Source organism: Holdemania sp. 1001095H_141210_F2 (assembly GCF_015558105.1).
Taxonomy (GTDB): Bacteria; Bacillota_I; Bacilli_A; order Erysipelotrichales; family Erysipelotrichaceae; genus Holdemania.
On the sequence record NZ_JADNPO010000009.1, the window covers coordinates 38,174 to 54,400 of the forward strand.

Annotated in this window: 13 protein-coding genes; 2 read left to right on the forward strand and 11 right to left on the reverse strand. The window is 55.3% G+C overall.

Annotated elements, in window-relative coordinates; all coding sequences use genetic code 11:
* Positions 1-144: 144 nt before the first annotated feature.
* On the reverse strand, positions 145-1,575 hold the full coding sequence (gene rlmD / locus I2G61_RS07625; RefSeq protein ID WP_229100708.1) for a 23S rRNA (uracil(1939)-C(5))-methyltransferase RlmD: 1,431 nt from the start codon (positions 1,573-1,575) through the stop codon (positions 145-147).
* Positions 1,576-1,733: 158 nt separating this feature from the next.
* Here rlmD and I2G61_RS07630 point away from each other — a divergent pair, with 158 nt between their 5' ends.
* Entirely contained in the window at positions 1,734-2,621 is an 888-nt protein-coding gene (locus tag I2G61_RS07630) for a fructose bisphosphate aldolase (protein WP_195548100.1), read from the forward strand.
* A gap of 187 nt (positions 2,622-2,808) precedes the next feature.
* A complete protein-coding gene (locus tag I2G61_RS07635) occupies positions 2,809-3,612 on the forward strand; it encodes an SDR family NAD(P)-dependent oxidoreductase (protein ID WP_195548101.1) in 804 nt (267 codons plus the stop codon).
* Between the two features lie 96 nt (positions 3,613-3,708).
* On the opposite strand, the gene nadE is transcribed toward I2G61_RS07635, so the two are convergent.
* The 10 genes from nadE to I2G61_RS07685 all read right to left on the reverse strand — a co-directional run bounded on the left by nadE (position 3,709) and on the right by I2G61_RS07685 (position 16,214).
* Positions 3,709-5,586 carry an NAD(+) synthase gene (nadE, locus tag I2G61_RS07640; RefSeq protein ID WP_072683340.1) on the reverse strand — a complete coding sequence of 626 codons (1,878 nt, stop codon included), beginning with the start codon at positions 5,584-5,586 and terminating at the stop codon, positions 3,709-3,711.
* Between the two features lie 24 nt (positions 5,587-5,610).
* Positions 5,611-6,252, reverse strand: a complete 642-nt coding sequence (gene pcp / locus I2G61_RS07645) for a pyroglutamyl-peptidase I (RefSeq protein WP_072683341.1) — start codon at positions 6,250-6,252, stop codon at positions 5,611-5,613.
* A 79-nt stretch (positions 6,253-6,331) separates the two neighbouring features.
* On the reverse strand, positions 6,332-7,486 hold the full coding sequence (locus I2G61_RS07650; RefSeq protein ID WP_072683342.1) for a DUF979 domain-containing protein: 1,155 nt from the start codon (positions 7,484-7,486) through the stop codon (positions 6,332-6,334).
* Positions 7,486-8,160 carry a DUF969 domain-containing protein gene (locus I2G61_RS07655; RefSeq protein WP_072683343.1) on the reverse strand — a complete coding sequence of 225 codons (675 nt, stop codon included), beginning with the start codon at positions 8,158-8,160 and terminating at the stop codon, positions 7,486-7,488. The genes I2G61_RS07650 and I2G61_RS07655 overlap by 1 nt, the downstream gene beginning before the upstream one ends.
* Before the next feature lie 114 nt (positions 8,161-8,274).
* Complete coding sequence (locus tag I2G61_RS07660; protein ID WP_072683344.1) at positions 8,275-8,601, reverse strand: branched-chain amino acid transporter permease; 327 nt, start codon at positions 8,599-8,601, stop codon at positions 8,275-8,277.
* The gene (locus I2G61_RS07665; protein WP_072683345.1) at positions 8,598-9,290 is read right to left on the reverse strand and encodes an AzlC family ABC transporter permease; all 693 of its coding nucleotides are present in this window, start codon (positions 9,288-9,290) and stop codon (positions 8,598-8,600) included. The genes I2G61_RS07660 and I2G61_RS07665 overlap by 4 nt, the downstream gene beginning before the upstream one ends.
* A gap of 349 nt (positions 9,291-9,639) precedes the next feature.
* Complete coding sequence (purD, locus tag I2G61_RS07670) at positions 9,640-10,896, reverse strand: phosphoribosylamine--glycine ligase (RefSeq protein WP_072683346.1); 1,257 nt, start codon at positions 10,894-10,896, stop codon at positions 9,640-9,642.
* 7 nt (positions 10,897-10,903) lie between these two features.
* Positions 10,904-11,470 carry a phosphoribosylglycinamide formyltransferase gene (gene purN, locus I2G61_RS07675; RefSeq protein ID WP_072683347.1) on the reverse strand — a complete coding sequence of 189 codons (567 nt, stop codon included), beginning with the start codon at positions 11,468-11,470 and terminating at the stop codon, positions 10,904-10,906.
* Complete coding sequence (gene purM / locus I2G61_RS07680) at positions 11,467-12,492, reverse strand: phosphoribosylformylglycinamidine cyclo-ligase (protein ID WP_195548102.1); 1,026 nt, start codon at positions 12,490-12,492, stop codon at positions 11,467-11,469. The genes purN and purM overlap by 4 nt, the downstream gene beginning before the upstream one ends.
* Complete coding sequence (locus tag I2G61_RS07685) at positions 12,489-16,214, reverse strand: phosphoribosylformylglycinamidine synthase (RefSeq protein WP_229100709.1); 3,726 nt, start codon at positions 16,212-16,214, stop codon at positions 12,489-12,491. Before I2G61_RS07685 ends, purM begins: the two co-directional genes overlap by 4 nt.
* Between the last annotated feature and the right edge of the window lie 13 nt (positions 16,215-16,227).

Below are 16,227 nucleotides of genomic sequence, written 5' to 3' on the forward strand. Positions count from 1 at the left end.
TGGGATATCGCTTCTCTATTTTTAGTTTTTTTCCTAGATTCTCTGTTTCGATGATATATTTCAGAGATAGAAAACAGGTAAACATAGGGCCAGAAATTCAAAAGTATTCTTCTACTTTTCTTAGCCTTAATTCTGAAAGTTTAATTATTTGCACTCTGCACAAACAGGCGGAATCTCCGCCGACGGCCGCCGCTGGCTTAACGGCGCCGAGGTTTTACTGCTCGGCCGGGTTTTGACTAACAAACAAATTGTCTCCACGTGTGATGTCATCGGAAAGAGATCGACCGGTACGATCGAACGCACCTGATACCCCTCATGCGTCAGATGCCGTAAATCCCGTGCCTGCGTCGACGGATTACACGAGATATACACGATCCGATCCGGATTTAACCGGCATAACGACTTCAGGAAACGCTCATCCGCACCGGCGCGCGGCGGATCCATAAACACAACATCGTAAGCCTGCCCTTCCCGGGCTGCCTGTTCCATAAACAAACCGGCATCCGCTTCCACAAACCAGGCGTTGCGAAGATGGTTCATGCGCGCGTTTTCAATCGCGTTTTTGACCGATACCGGATTGACTTCCACGCCGACGACCTCCTTCGCCGCCTTCGCCGCGACCAGGCTGATCGCCCCGATTCCGCAATACGCGTCCAGCACCCGTTCCTTGCCGGTCAGATTGGCCAGCTCCATCGCTTTTCCATAGAGGACCTCGGTCTGAACTGAGTTAATCTGATAAAACGACTTCGCGGCGATCGAAAACTTCAGTCCGCAAAGCTCGTCCTGGATCTTGCCGGGTCCCACGAGCACCCGCTCCTGCGATCCCAGAACGACGCTGGTATTGCGGGAATTCACGTTCATGACGATGGTCGTAATTTCCGGATGCCGCTGGCGCAGCCGCTGAATCAGCTGCTTGCGGGCCGGGAAGATCGGCGAAGCGCAGACCAGACATACCAGCACCTCGCGGCTCACATGCCCGACGCGAATCAAACAATGCCGGACCAACCCTGTACGCTGATCCTCATCATACGGTTCGATCCTCAATTCCGTCATCAGCTCGCATACCGTGGCGAGAATTTTCTCTGCGATCGGATCCTGGATCCAGCATGACGAATACGGTACCAGCTGATGGCTGTCCTCCTCGTAAATCCCGGCGATGACTTTTCCTTTTTTACTGAGTGAAAACGTCGCGATCACCTTGTTGCGATAAGTCCACGGTTCCGCCATGCCCAAAACATCATGCACCCGGCCATACCGTCCTAAAAGCTGCTGGACCTTTTCCTTCTTCCAATCCAGCTGGGCAGGATAATCGACATGCTGAAGCTGGCATCCGCCGCAGCGATCAAACACCCGGCAGCGCGGCTTCACCCGCAGCGGACTGTCCGTCAGCCGAACCGCGGATACGACTCGAATGCCCCTTCCCCGTGTATATTCCAACTCAACTTCCTCGCCCTGAAGCAGATTCTCGATCAAAACCTTTTCATCCTTTATTTTAACAAGCCCTTTGCCGGAAGCATCAAGCTGAATGCACTTTGTCCGAACTGAAGAGATCGGATCCTTTTTCTTTTCTTTCATTTCTATCACCGGTACCATCATATCATAAAATAACCGCGGACGGCAGTGCTTTGTTTCTGACCGCCGCACTGCGGGCATGGTATTTTCACAAAGAAAGTGCTATCATGAACTTAGAGATGAACTGATTCATCCCGGGCAAGAGAAAAGGAGGGTTTCGCATGAATCAAGAACAACTGAACCGAATGCATTCCGCCAAAGGCTTTATCGCCGCTCTGGACCAAAGTGGAGGAAGTACGCCGAAAGCTCTTCGGCTGTATGGAATCGAGGAAGATCAGTACAACGGCGAGGAAGCGATGTTCGATCTGATCCATCAGATGCGCTCACGAATCATCACCAGTCCGGCTTTCACCAGCGAGCATATCCTGGCAGCCATCCTGTTTGAAATGACGATGGACCGTCAGATTGAAGGCCAGTACACCGCCGACTATCTGTGGGAAAAGAAAGGCATTCTTCCGATTCTCAAGGTTGACAAAGGCCTGGCCCCGTTAGAGAACGACGTTCAGCTGATGAAGCCGATCGGCAATCTGAAGGAATTGCTGGAGAGAGCAGGTCAGCGGCATATCTTCGGCACAAAGATGCGCTCCGTGATCAAAGGTGCAAATCCGGACGGCATCCGCGCGATTGTCGATCAACAATTTGAAATCGGTCTTGAAATCGCAAAAGCCGGCTTCGTTCCGATTTTGGAGCCGGAAGTCGACATCACCCTGCCGGACAAGGAAAAATGCGAAATCCTGCTGAAAGCGGAAATTGAACGTCATCTGAAAACGTTGAAGGACAATGTTCGTTTGATGTTTAAGCTTTCGATTCCGACAGTTGATGGTTTCTACAGTGATCTGATGAACGATCCGCATGTCGTCCGTGTCGTCGCGTTATCCGGCGGCTACTCCCGCAAGGAAGCCAACGAAAAACTGGCGCGCAATCCAGGCTTAATCGCCAGCTTCTCCCGCGCGTTGACCGAAGGGCTTAAGGCGCAGCAGACTGACGATGAATTCAACGCGCTGCTGCAGGAATCGATCCAGACTATTTACGACGCATCCATCCAATAAGCAAACGAAGTTTAACCCGTACAAACAGGACGAACTTGGGATATTCTCTGATTTCGCCCTGTTTTTTCAATTCTTCCCGCCGCTTTTTGCCTCTGTTTGTTTTCTTTTCTAACGACAGGCCGGTCATTTCGATATTTTTTTCCAGTCTTCGCGTTTATAATTAAACCATTACATCAAGGAGAAAACTATGCGATTAAAAGACAAAGTAGTATTGGTTACCGCTTCGACGCGGGGCATCGGCTTAGCGACGGTACAGGCATGCGCGAAGGAAGGCGCAATCGTTTACATGGCGGTGCGGAATTTAGAACGGGCCAGCCAGCGGGCTGAGGAATTGAATGCGATGGGTTACCGCGTCCGCACCGTTTATAACGACGCGACCGATTTAGAATCCTACCGCACGATGATCGAAGAAGTCGTCAAGCTGGAGGGCCGGATCGACGTGCTGGTCAACAATTTCGGCACCTCCGATCCCAAGACAGATTTAGACATTGAACACACGCGCTGGGAGGATTTCCAGGCCACGGTCGATATCAATCTGGCCAGCGTTTTCGTCAGCAGCCAGGCGGTCATTCCGCACATGAAGAAACAAGGCGGCGGCAGTATCGTCAACATCAGCTCCATCGGCGGACTGACGCCGGATATCGCGCGGATTGGTTATGCCGTCAGCAAGGATGCGATCATCTATTTATCAAAAAATATCGCCGTGCAGACCGCCCGCAGCAACATCCGCGTCAACGTCGTCTGCCCGGGCCAGACCGCAACCGATGCGGTGATGAACAACATGTCTAAAGAATTCCAGGACTTCTTCCTGCGGCATACGCCGATCCAGCGCATGGGCAAACCGGAAGAAATCGCAGCAGCCGTGGTTTATTTCGCCAGCGACGATGCGGCCTACACGACCGGTCAGGTCATGGCGGTGCATGGCGGATTCGGCTTGCCGACACCGGTCTATGCCGACATGATCGACTTGAGCGCCGATCGGAAACACTGATCCGAACACACAATAACAGAAAAACGCTGAAGCCGTACAGGAGTATTCCTGTTCGCCTCAGCGTTTTCTTTTCAATTCGAGTATGCGCCTAATTCATTAACACGGCTTTGGCATGGCCAGAATCTGTTCACGCAGCTGACGGTAGCGTTTCGTTGCTTCCGGGCGCATCTGCGCCTCGCGCACATCGTTACCAAACGCGCCGCGGCTGATCAAAATTAGCGGCGGGAACTGGATTCGTTTGAACACCGCGCCCTGCATTGTGCGCAGCACCCATTCCAGATCCTGAATAAAAGCTTCCGGCTCGTCCAGCCCATAGTATCGCAGCCACTGTCCGATCTCGCTGGTCTGCAGCCGCCCCTGCAAATAGTCGTCCATGATTTCCTCAACCCGGCCGCCCGGATACTCCGTCAGCTGGTTAATCAACCAATCATGATAAAACCACTTCATCGGATCGCGCTGATCATCTTTCAGCTCAGCTGACGGCGGGAATTCCCAGATCAGGCGGTCGCCGTCCATTTCCGGAAGCAGGTTGGCCGGAATGATCTCGCGGCCAAACGCCGCGTTAATCTGCTTCGCCAGGTCAAACAGCTGGACCTTCGTACAGTCGGCAATCGGCGACAGCGCGCCGATCGCGTCGCCATACAGCGTGCAGTACCCCAGCGCCGCTTCCACCTTATTGCCATTGTTGACGATCACGCCGCCTTCCATCGAAGCAAAGCTTGACAACAAATGACCGCGCAGCCGGGCCTGAATATTTTCCAGCGCCAGCCCTTCCGCCTGCGGATAGCCATAATCCTGCAGCGTATCGACCGTCGCGTCGACGATCTTTTCAATGCTACCCTCGCGGATCAAAATCCCCAGGCGTTCCGCCAGCGCCTTCGCGTTGTTTTTCGTCGTCAGGCTGTTATACCGGCTGGCCATGTTGTAGCCGACAACCCGCTGAGCGCCCAGCGCGTAAACCAGAAGCGCCGAAGTGATGCTGCTGTCAAGCCCGCCGGACAAACCGACGATCCATTTCATCTTCGGTGAAAACATCTGCTTGTCAAACTCCCGGATCGCGCTGACCAACGCGCGCATCAGCTTGGTTTCCGGCTGGCGCGTAAGAACTCCGCGCTCATGCAGATCGACGATCCGGCACTCCGGCTCAAACTGATCGTTCAGCGAAAGCTGGCGTTCGCCCTGTTCATCATAAATCGTGCTGTCGCCGTCAAACACCATTACATTTTTGCCATTGTTCTGCATCCCGCAGGCATTGACATAAACCAGCGGCACAAAGGCTCCCTGCGCCAAAGCGGCATGCTGGCGCACCCGTTTATCCCGCGAGCGTTCTTTATTCAGCGTCCAGGGGGAACAGGACAGATTCACGATCAGATCGACGTCCTGCTTTAAATAAGCATCCGTCACATCCAGCGCGTAATCCTCGCTCCACAGATCCTCGCAAATCTCAACGCCGATCCGCCAGGTCTGACCGTCTTTCTCAAACAGAAACGGCCGCAGCCCTTCCTCAACCGGCGTTTGATTCCGCATTGCGATTTCCATTCCGGACAGGAAATAACGGGAATCGTCGAACACCCGGTAATCTGGATTGAGATGCTTGATATACATCCCATCCAGACTGCTGTTTTCCCGTTTCACCCACTGACCGTCAGCGCAGAAGTAAGCGGCATTGTAGCGCACCGGGCGTCCGTCGCGCCCACGCTGGGCCTGACCGATCGGCCGGGTTCCCAGATTGCCATAGAGGATCCCGATCCCCTGCGACAACGCCAGAAGCTCGTCGTTCAGACTTTCCAGATACGCGCACCAATCCTGATCCAGCCATTTGTCCTGCAGACAGTAGCCGCTCAGCGCCATCTCCGGAAAGACGATCAAATCTGCCTTCTCCGCTTTCGCCTGTGCGATCATTTCACGCATGGCCGCCAGATTTTCCGTCGGCTGGCCCTGCTTAACGTTGATTTGTCCTAACGCGATTTTCATGTTTCTGCCCCCGCTGCTTCTTTTTTAACAGATCGTTCCGCCGGTGATCTTCACATCTTCCTGATGCTCGATCATCGCTTCGATCGCCACGGTCAGACCCTTCACAATCGTATCCAGCTCCATCGACGGCATGCCTTTTTTCGTCGCCGCCTGCGATGGCAGATACGGAATGTGAATGAAACCGGAGCGTTTGCCCGGAAATTCCGTCTCGATCAGATAACGCACGCCATAGGTCACATGGTTGCAGACAAACGTCCCGGCGCTGTTGGATACGGAAGCCGGAATCCCAGCTTCCTGCATCGCCTTGACCATCGCCTTGATCGGCAGCGTAACAAAATACGCGTCCGGGCCCTCCGGATAAATCGGTTCGTCCACCGGCTGATTGCCCGCGTTATCCGCGATCCGGCAGTCGTCGACATTAATACCGACTCGCTCCACTGTGATATCCGGCCGGCCGCCGGCCTGACCGATCGAAAGAATCATATCCGGGTCTTCCTTCCGGATTGCTTCCCGGATCACGGCCAGCGATTGATGAACAACCGTTGGGATTTCCAGCTTGACGATCTGCGCACCGCCGATAACCTCCGGCAGCCGTTTTACCGACTCAATGGCCGGATTGATTTTCTCACCGCCAAACGGATCAAAACCTGTCACTAATATTTTCATCACAACGTCCTCCTTTTTATTTATCCGCGGACCAGGGGAATCCGCTTGCGCCCTTTCCCCTGATCTTAATTTATTAAGCTTAGAAAGCCAATACGAGCATCAGCACGACGTGAACGACGATCATGATCAGCGCCATCGGCAGCTGCGCCTTGATCACCGTGTATTTGTTTTTCGTTTCGAGTACCGCCGCCGGCACAATATTGAAGTTCGCCGCCATCGGTGTCATCAGGGTGCCGCAGAAACCGGCCGTCATTCCCAGTGCGCCGACGATTGCCGGATCTCCACCCTGCAGGATCACAAACGGAACACCAATCCCCACGGTGATGACGGAGAACGCCGCAAACGCGTTGCCCATAACCATCGTAAACAGAACCATCCCGGCGACATAAACGATCACGCCCAATACCACGCTGCCCTGCGGCACGACGTTCGCCATAATGCTGGAAATCACCGCTCCGACGCCAGCCTCCGTAAAGACGGATCCCAATGCCCCTAACAGCTGCGGCAGCAGGCTCGCCGCGCCGACCGTCATCAATAACCGCGCCGTATCGTCACGCGTTTCCGCAAACTTCGGCCGGGTGATCGCCACGCCGATCAAGTACGCCAGGATCGAAGCCAGACCGATTGCCAGCGCTGACGGGAAAGTCACGCCGCCCTCGGCCACTTTAAACTTCAGCTGCGCTAAAATCACCGTGATCACCGCTAAGATACCACCCGCGATGGCCCATTGTACCGCTTGCCGCTGGGCGCGTTTCTTTTCCTCAGGCGTCAGCTTTCTCGCCTGGATTCCTTTCGCAGCCGCCAAGATCACAAACACAGCCGCGGGAATCAAGCCCAATAACAATGGAAAAGTAATCACCGGCGTCTTATCTGAAAATTTCAGCATTGACAAAGCCAGGGCGACAACGCCGATCGTGATCGCCGGCAGGAAAATCTTATTACCCAGCTTGTCCGCCTGCGCCTTGCGGAACGACGCCTCCGACGGCACAAACTTGCCCATCTGCACCTGCTTGGTCGCCGTCAGGCAGCCCAGCACCAGAAGCAGCGCACCGGTCAGCGCATACGGAATATACGGGCCTAAAATAAAGATCAATCCGAGAATCGTCCAGAACACAAACGTGCCGATCCGGCATTTTTCATTCTGAAGACCGCGCCAGGCCGCGTTGAAGCTGACCAGACCGCACAGGCAGAACACAATCTCGCTGCCCCAGTTTAACAGTGTTTTTAAATCCATTACGCCTGCGCCTCCTTTTTCAGCTTGCGGTCCGCTAACAGAACCTGAATGATCGTAAAGATCGTCACAATGATGCCGACCGGAATCGACGCCTGCGCGATTGAGCCGAGCGTGACCTCATAACCGGCCGCCGCCAGCGTCCCCTGGATCAACAGCACGCCGCTGTTGCCTAAAAAGATATTCTGACCGAAGAAGTTGCCGTAGTTTTCAACCGCGGCCGCCAAGCCTTTAATCCGCTCGCTCTGTTTTTCGTTCAGCGGTTTTTTAATCGACGTTTCCCCAGCCGCCTCGCTCATCGGCAGGATCAGCGGACGCACAAACTGCACGTGGCCGCCCAGCCGGATCGACATCGCCGAAGCCAGAATCCGCACGACCATATAGATGGATAAGACCTTGCCTGCCGTCGCATTTTTGATCTTGCCGATCAATTCCGCCGCGCGCTCTTTCATGCCGTAGCGCTCAATCAGCGCGATCGCTGGAAAGCTGATCAAAAAGATCGACATCAGGCGGTTATCGACAAACGCCTTGCCCATAATCTCCAGAATCTGAATAAAGTTCAGGCCGGACACCAGACCGGTGACCAGACCGGAAATCAGGACGACCGCAATGACGTCCCATTTTAAGGCAAATCCGACTACGATGATCAGAATGCCGATAAGTTTCAAATATTCCATAACTGAGTTCCTTTCCCTTTTTGAGTATTCCCATTATACCAGATTTTCACCAGGGCTTGAATGGAAAATTTTCAAGCCCTGTTCCCTCGATTTCCGCGTCCCTCTTTTTACAGACTACCGGAAAATCTGCTGGACAAGAACCATATAGAACAGCGTGCCGCAGCCGATGCTGAGCAGACTGTTGCGCTTCCAGCCATGAATAACGCCGGTCACCGCCAGCGCCAAAAGCTCCGGCAGGCCGTGATTGGATCCCAGCCAGTCCGTAGAGCGCAGACCGTACACCACCAGCATCGCCATCATCGCTAACGGCAGCACCTGCCCCAGGTATGCGATGGTCTTCGGGATCGGCTGCCCGGGTCGAAACGCCGCAAACGGCAGCCAGCGCGTAAGAAACGTCACCCCCGCCATCAACAGAATCGCTAAAAACATTGACGAATTCATGCCTTCAGCCCCCTTCTTTCCAAAACCGGGCGCAGGCCGAGCAGACCTGCGGCAATCATCACCAGCGCCGGCAGAATCATCCCGTCCGCGCCGAACAGGACCAGCGCCGCGACTGCGCTGATCAAACCCACCAGCGTCGGAATCGGAGTGACCGCTGATTTCAGCTGATCCAGACAGGTGACAAAAAACAGCGCCGTCATCGCAAAATCAATCCCGGTCGTATCAAAGGGAATGACGGCCCCGGCAGCCGCGCCGATCAGCGTGCCGAGAATCCACCACAGCTGATCCAGAAGCGTAATCCAGAAATACAGCCGCTGCGGCTCCGCTTTGTTCTCCAGCTTCTTCTGACATAACAAACCATACGTTTCATCCGTCAGTCCGAAGATCAGATACAAGCGGCGCACTCCCTGTTCGCCGAACTCCCGCAGAAACGAAAAACCGTAAAACAGATGCCGCAGATTCACCGCCAGCGTCATCAGGATGACCTGCAGCGGACTGGCCGCCTGCGCGAGCAGCTGAATTCCGACAAACTGCATCGAACCGGCATACACCAGTACGCTCATCATCAGCGCCCAGCCCCAGCCGATCTGATGTTGCTGAGCGAGCAGCCCGAACGCGATGCCGACGACCAGATAGCCGGGAAACACCGCCAGCGAAGATGTCAGCGCCTCTTTTTTTGTTTGATCCATACCTTGCTTCCCCCTTATCAAACTCTTGCATTCCGTCGTCTCCCTCTCCTTATCCAGATTCCTGTCGGGGGATACGATAGAGAAAAGCGGAAGTTCCGCATTGTCCTTCCGCTTCCTGATTCATTGTTAGCTTCTATTCCCGCCCGGGCTTTCACCGCGCAGCCTTTTATGAGCGACCTGATTGACTGTCCTTAACGATTAGAACATCAGGATGGTATTCAGGATCATCATCAGACAGATGAAGCTGACCAGGCCGATCACCAAGATTTTCTGAAATGTTTTCTTGGGTTTCGTCATGACACCCTCCTATCCGTATCGCTAGTTTACCGCAAAGAGCGGGCTCTGTCAACTAATCCGCCAGTCCCCGCGCGCCAATATCATGACGATAAAACAGCGCGTCGCAGTCGATTTTCGCGATCTCGGCATACGCCGCGGCCTGCGCTTCCTTCAGCGTCGGCCTCTGGGCGGCGACAAACAAGACGCGGCCCCCGGCGGTAACCAGCTGACCGTCCTTTTCCGCTGTTCCCATGTGGAACACCGTTGTGTTTACCGTTTCCAGATTCCGGATCAGCGCGCCTTTGGTCGAGCTTTCCGGATAGCCCTGGCTGGCCAGAACGACGCCCAGGACTGGTTCCGATGACCAATGCAGCGGCATTTCCTGATGCTTCAGCACCTGCGTGCAGATTTCATACAGGTCGTCCTGCAGCGCGATCATCAGCACTTCCGTTTCCGGATCGCCGAAGCGCACATTGTATTCGATCGTCTTCACCCCGCGCGCGGTTGCCATGCAGCCGGCGTAGAGAATTCCGGTGAACGGACAGCCTTCCGCCACCATCGCCGCAGCCATCGGCCGGACGATCTTGTCGATCGCTTCCCTCACGACTTCCCGGGATAAATGCGACACCGGCGTGTAAGCGCCCATGCCGCCGGTATTGAGGCCTTCGTCATGGTCGAAAGCCCGCTTGTGATCCTGCGCGATCTCCATCGGGATCACGGTCGTCCCGTTGACAAACGCCAACTGCGAGAACTCCTCGCCTTCTAAGTATTCCTCAATGACCACCGAAGATCCGGCCTGATCGAACAGACCCTCGCACATCATTTCTTTCAGCGCGGCCTGGGCCTGTTCCTGCGTCTGGGCGATGATGACGCCCTTGCCCGCAGCCAGGCCGTCCGCCTTTAAAACAACCGGAACCGGCTGCTTCTCTAAATACGTTTTCGCTTCTTCATAATCGGAAAAGCTGGCATACGCCGCGGTCGGGATGTTGTATTTATGCATCATTGCTTTGGAAAACACCTTACTGCCTTCCAGCCGGGCCGCCGCCTTGCTTGGCCCAAACACAGCCAGCCCCGCGGCCGCAAACGCGTCCTGAATTCCTTCGCAGAGCGGAACTTCCGGGCCGACGAACGTCAGGTCGATCGCCTTTTCTTTAACAAACGCGATCAGCTTGTCAAATTCCAGCACACCAATGGCTACGCATTCGGCTACCGCCGCCATGCCGGGATTTCCCGGCGCCGCATAGACTTTTTCCACCTGCGGGCTCTGCGCGAATTTCCAGGCCAGCGCATGTTCGCGCCCGCCGCCGCCAATCACCAATACTTTTGCCATAGCTTCTTTATTCCTCCACCAGCGTTTTTAACGTTTCCGGATACAGGACATGCTCGATCGCATGCACCTGCGCTTCAATTTCTTCCTTGCTCCACTGCGGCTGCACCGCGAAGGCACGCTGAGCGATGATCCGTCCCCCGTCCATCGACGCGTCGACATAATGGATCGTCACGCCCATCACCTTAACGCCGTATTCAATCGCCTGCCCGATCGCGTCCTTGCCTTTAAACGCCGGCAAGAGCGAGGGATGGATATTCACAATCCGCTGATCATACGCTTCCAGCATCACCGGCGACAACAGCCGCATATACCCGGCCAGCGCGATCCACTCCACGCCGTGAGCCTGACAGCGGGCGATGATCTCACGTTCGTAATCCGGCTTGGACGGATAGTCCTTCGGATTAAACGCGAACACGTCAATGCCGCGATTCTGCGCTTTTTCAATGACCGGCGCATTTGGCTTATCGACGACGACCAACGTGATTTCCGCGTTCAGCTGACCGGCTTCGATCGCGTCGGCGATCGCTTCAAAGTTCGTGCCGGTGCCGGAAGCGAAGACGGCGATGCGCTTCATTCAATGTCAATCCCTTCTTGATCGGTCACCACACCGATGACCGTGGCCTTTTCACCCTGAGCTTTTAAGATTTCCAACGCCGCGTCCGCATCTGCCAGATCGACGACCAGAATCATGCCGATCCCCATGTTGAAGACGTTGTACATTTCTTTTTCTTCCATGCCGGAAAGCTGCTGCAGAACATGGAAGATCGGCAGCACTTCCCACGTGCCGCGATGAATCTCAATGCCTAAGCCCGGGTTCAGGCAGCGCGGCATGTTCTCGTAAAATCCGCCGCCGGTGATGTGCGCGACGCCGTGGACATCGACCTGCTTCAGCACCTCCAGCACCGGACGGACGTAAATCCGTGTCGGCGTCAGCAGCGTATTTCCCAGGGAGTCCTGCAATTCGTCAAACTTCGTGTTCAAATCAAGGTGGTTATCTTTCAGAACAATCTTGCGGACTAACGAGAAGCCGTTGGAGTGCACGCCGCTGGAAGCCAGACCGATCACCACATCGCCCGCTTTGGTTTTCTCTCCGGTGATCATTTTGGATTTTTCCACCGCACCGACCGTAAAGCCCGCGATATCGTAATCCTCTTCATCATACATATCCGGCATCTCCGCCGTTTCCCCGCCGACTAACGCGCAGTTGGCCAGCACGCAGCCCTCGGCTACACCCTTGACGATCTGCTCGATTTTCTCCGGATGGTTTTTACCCACCGCGATGTAATCGAGGAAGAATAACGGTTCGGCGCCCTGCGCGATGATGTCGTTGACGCACATTGCGACGACGTCCTGTCCGACCGTGTCGTGTTTATCCATCATAAAGGCCAGCTTCAGCTTGGTGCCGACGCCGTCGGTACCGCTGACCAGCACCGGTTCCTTCATGTTCAGCGCGCTTAAATCAAACATGCCGCCGAAGCTGCCGATGCCGCCCATCATGCCGAAGCGGCGGGTTTTCTCAATGTGTTTCTTAATCAGCCGTACTGATTCATACCCTGCTTCCAGGGATACCCCGGCCTTTTCGTACTGTGTGCTCATGCTTTTCCTCCCTTGCCCCGGATGTAATTTACCCCGTTGGCGAAAATATTCTGTTTCTTTTCTCCGTCAATATTTTTAAAGACATCCGTGAAGTAACGCTCGGAATGACCCATTTTTCCCAAAACCTTGCCATCCGGGGAAACCAGACCCTCGATCGCCCAGTCGGAACCATTGAGGTTGGCTGTCGGATCCATCGTCGGCGTGCCGGTTTCATCGCAATACTGGAACGCGACCTGACCGTTGGCAAACAGCTGCTCGATCATCGCCTCATCCGCGACCAGCCGGCCCTCGCCGTGGCTCACCGGTATCGAATAGACTTCGCCGCATTCCAGGCCCTGCAGCCATGGGGAGCAGGTGCTGGCGACGCGGGTTCTGACGACGCTGGAGATATGCCGGTTGATGTGGTTGCGGGTCAGCGTCGGACTGGTTTCGTCCAGCGTGCGGATTTCGCCATACGGCAGCAGTCCGGATTTGATCAGCGCCTGGAAGCCGTTGCAGATGCCTAAGATCAGACCATCACGGTCCAGCAGGCGGGTTACCGCCGCTTTGATCTTCTCATTCTGCAGGATGTTGACGATAAACTTCGCCGAACCGTCAGGCTCGTCGCCGGCGGAGAAGCCGCCCGGAATCGCCAGGATGTGACTGTTGTCCAGCAGCGCGGCCATCTGATCGATGGAATCGAAGATCGCCTGTTCGTTCTGATTGCGGAACACAAAGATCGTAACCTTCGCGCCTTCTTCCTCAAACGCCCGGCGGGTGTCGTATTCGCAGTTGCTGCCCGGAAAAACCGGAATCAGGACGCGGACCTCCGCGCTGGATTGGCGGCAGAGGTAATCCTGCTTACGCTTTTGATCGCGGATCGGCAGCGTCTGCGCTTCGCCCTTGCTGTAAACCGGATAGAGCGAACCGAGCGTCCCCATCCAGGCGGCCAGCACTTCGTCCTGGCTCAGCTTCAATTCATTGATGAGGTATTGCGGCTCGGCCTTCACTTCACCGATCACCGCCGCGCGCTCATCCGCAAACTGCGGCGTAACTTCCGCGACGATCAATCCCGGCTGCAGCTGCAGAAGCTCCTGACCGCCCTCGATGGCAAAGCCCAGGCGGTTGCCGAAGCTCATCTTAAACAAGGCTGCCAGCGCGCCGCCTTCTTCCCCGACATAGGCGGAAACGATCGTGCCCTGACGGATCCCTTCGCTGACCGCCTTAAACATCGTCTTATAACTGGACAGCTCCGGCAGTCCTTCCTCGCTGATTTGTGGTTTGAAGACAACCAGGCGGTTGCCCGGGGTTTTCAGCTGCGGGGTAATGATATTGTTTGTCTTCGCATCGCTGCAGGCAAAGGAAATCAACGTCGGCACGACGTGCTTGTCGTTAAACGTGCCGGACATGCTGTCCTTGCCGCCGATCGCGGCCTTCTGGAAATAGTCCTGCACCTGCATTGCGCCCAGCAGCGCTTCAGTCACCTTACCCCAGCGCTGCGGATCCTGATTCAGCCGTTCAAAATATTCCTGGAACGAGAAATGGATCCGTTCCCAATCGCCGCCGCAGGCCACCGTTTTGGCCATGGATTCCAGCACGCTGTCCATCGCTCCGACATAGGTCGAGTATTCCATGATTCGCGGATTAAAGCCGTAGGTCAGCACGCTGCAGGTCGTCGTCTTGCCGTCCAGAACCGGCAGCTTCTGAACAGACGCCTGAGCCGGCGTCAGCTGCGTCTTGCCGCCGTAAGGCATTAAGACCGTCGTCGAGCCGATCGACGCGTCAAACATTTCGCCCAAGCCCTTCTGGCAGCAGACGTTCGGTTCCGCCATTGTCGCCAGGATTGCCTCTTTGGTTAACGGCTTATCACAGCCAAATGGATTGGCGCCTTCCAGCGTGGCAATCTCCACGTCGGCTTCCTGACGCACGCCGCTGGTGTCGATAAACCGGCGTGCCAGATCGACGACCGTCTGATCGTTCATCTTCATGACTAAACGGGCGGTATCGGTGACTTCCGCCACACGGTAAGCTTCGAGATTTTCTTCCGCGGCCAGCTGAATGAACTTCGCTTCATCCGCCGCCCGGACGACAACGGCCATCCGTTCCTGACTTTCGCTGATCGCAATTTCCGTTGCGTTTAAGCCGGCATATTTCGTGCGGACCTGATCGAGATGGATTTCCAATCCGTCAGCCAGTTCGCCGATCGCAACACAGACGCCGCCGGCGCCGAAGTCGTTGCATTTCTTGATCAGACGGGTGCATTGCGGATTGCGGAACAGCCGCTGGATCTTGCGTTCTTCCGGAGCGTTGCCCTTCTGGACTTCGCTGGCGCAGACTTCTAAGGATTTTAAATTGTGTTCCTTCGAGGACCCGGTCGCCCCGCCGATGCCGTCGCGGCCGGTCTTGCCGCCCAACAGAATGACGACGTCGCCTGCTTCCGGAGACTGGCGCACAACGTTTTCCGCCTTCGCCGCCCCGACGACCGCGCCGACTTCCATGTGCTTGGCGACATAGCTCGGATGGATGATTTCACGGACATGCGTCGTCGGCAGACCGATCTGGTTGCCGTATGAAGAATTGCCGTGCGTCGCTTTCTTGGAGATCACTTTCTGCGGCAGCTTGCCCGGAATCGTGTCTTCCAGTTTCTCTAAAATATTGCCGCAGCCGCTGACGCGCATCGCCTGATAGACGTAGCTGCGTCCGCTTAATGGATCGCGGATTGCCCCGCCGATGCAGGTGGAAGCACCGCCGAATGGTTCGATCTCAGTCGGGTGGTTATGTGTTTCATTCTTGAACATCAGCAGCCATTTTTCAGTCTGACCGTCGTGATCGACGTCGATAAAAACGCTGCAGGCATTGATTTCCTCGCTGACCTCAACCTCCGGCGATTTTCCCTGACGGCGCAGGTCGCGCGCGTTGATCGTCGCCATGTCCATTAACGTCTGCGGCTTCTCATCCCGATTGCACCCATGCCGCAGCTGCAGATAGCGGTCATAGGCCTGCTGAATCTGCTCGCCAAAGCGGTCGGTCGTGATCGTCACGTTCTTCAAGCAGGTTTCAAACGTCGTATGCCGGCAATGATCGGACCAATAGGTATCGAGCACGCGGATTTCTGTTTCCGTCGGATTTCGCTTTTCTTCTTCGAGGAAATAGCGCTGAACCAACGCCAGATCAGCTTCGCTCATCGCTAAGCCGTGTTCTTTCACAAACGCCTGAATCTGTGCGGCGTCCATCTCAATGAAATGCGGGAATTGTTCCAACGGCTTGACGTCGACATTCTGATCGACCGCCAGGCGGGACAGATCCTTGACACGGGATTCGATCGGATTGATGACGTAGGCTTCGATTTTCTTCAGCATTTCGCCGTCGACCTCCCCTTCCAGCATCATCAGCTTTCCGGTCGTAATCCGGCAGGCGGAAGCGGGATTGAGCAGCTTGATGCACTGCATCGCGCTGTCGGCGCGCTGATCATATTGACCCGGCAGAGTTTCCCAGACGACGACCGTCTTGCCCTGACAATCCAGTGTTTCGTAAAGCGTGTCGGTCATGACCTCGGTAAAGACGGTTTTCTTAGCCTTTTCATAATCTTCGCTGTCAATATCGAAGATATCGTAAATGTTGAACAGCCGCAGACCTTCGGCGCTCAGCTGCAGATTTTCCTTTAATTCGTTATACAGATCCTGGGCCTCCGTGCGGAAGCGGTCTTTCTTTTCTACAAAGATGCGCTTGTTTATCAAACTCATGGTATTCTCCATT

What these genes read in the sequence shown, in the direction of transcription:
- I2G61_RS07655 (WP_072683343.1), bottom strand. Translation starts at nt 8,160, where the DNA reads ATGGAATATTTGAAACTTATCGGCATTCTGATCATCGTAGTCGGATTT.
- I2G61_RS07630 (WP_195548100.1), top strand. Translation starts at nt 1,734, where the DNA reads ATGAATCAAGAACAACTGAACCGAATGCATTCCGCCAAAGGCTTTATC.
- pcp (WP_072683341.1), bottom strand. Translation starts at nt 6,252, where the DNA reads ATGAAAATATTAGTGACAGGTTTTGATCCGTTTGGCGGTGAGAAAATC.
- purM (WP_195548102.1), bottom strand. Translation starts at nt 12,492, where the DNA reads ATGAGCACACAGTACGAAAAGGCCGGGGTATCCCTGGAAGCAGGGTAT.
- rlmD (WP_229100708.1), bottom strand. Translation starts at nt 1,575, where the DNA reads ATGAAAGAAAAGAAAAAGGATCCGATCTCTTCAGTTCGGACAAAGTGC.
- I2G61_RS07685 (WP_229100709.1), bottom strand. Translation starts at nt 16,214, where the DNA reads ATGAGTTTGATAAACAAGCGCATCTTTGTAGAAAAGAAAGACCGCTTC.
- purN (WP_072683347.1), bottom strand. Translation starts at nt 11,470, where the DNA reads ATGAAGCGCATCGCCGTCTTCGCTTCCGGCACCGGCACGAACTTTGAA.
- I2G61_RS07635 (WP_195548101.1), top strand. Translation starts at nt 2,809, where the DNA reads ATGCGATTAAAAGACAAAGTAGTATTGGTTACCGCTTCGACGCGGGGC.
- nadE (WP_072683340.1), bottom strand. Translation starts at nt 5,586, where the DNA reads ATGAAAATCGCGTTAGGACAAATCAACGTTAAGCAGGGCCAGCCGACG.
- purD (WP_072683346.1), bottom strand. Translation starts at nt 10,896, where the DNA reads ATGGCAAAAGTATTGGTGATTGGCGGCGGCGGGCGCGAACATGCGCTG.
- I2G61_RS07660 (WP_072683344.1), bottom strand. Translation starts at nt 8,601, where the DNA reads ATGAATTCGTCAATGTTTTTAGCGATTCTGTTGATGGCGGGGGTGACG.
- I2G61_RS07650 (WP_072683342.1), bottom strand. Translation starts at nt 7,486, where the DNA reads ATGGATTTAAAAACACTGTTAAACTGGGGCAGCGAGATTGTGTTCTGC.
- I2G61_RS07665 (WP_072683345.1), bottom strand. Translation starts at nt 9,290, where the DNA reads ATGGATCAAACAAAAAAAGAGGCGCTGACATCTTCGCTGGCGGTGTTT.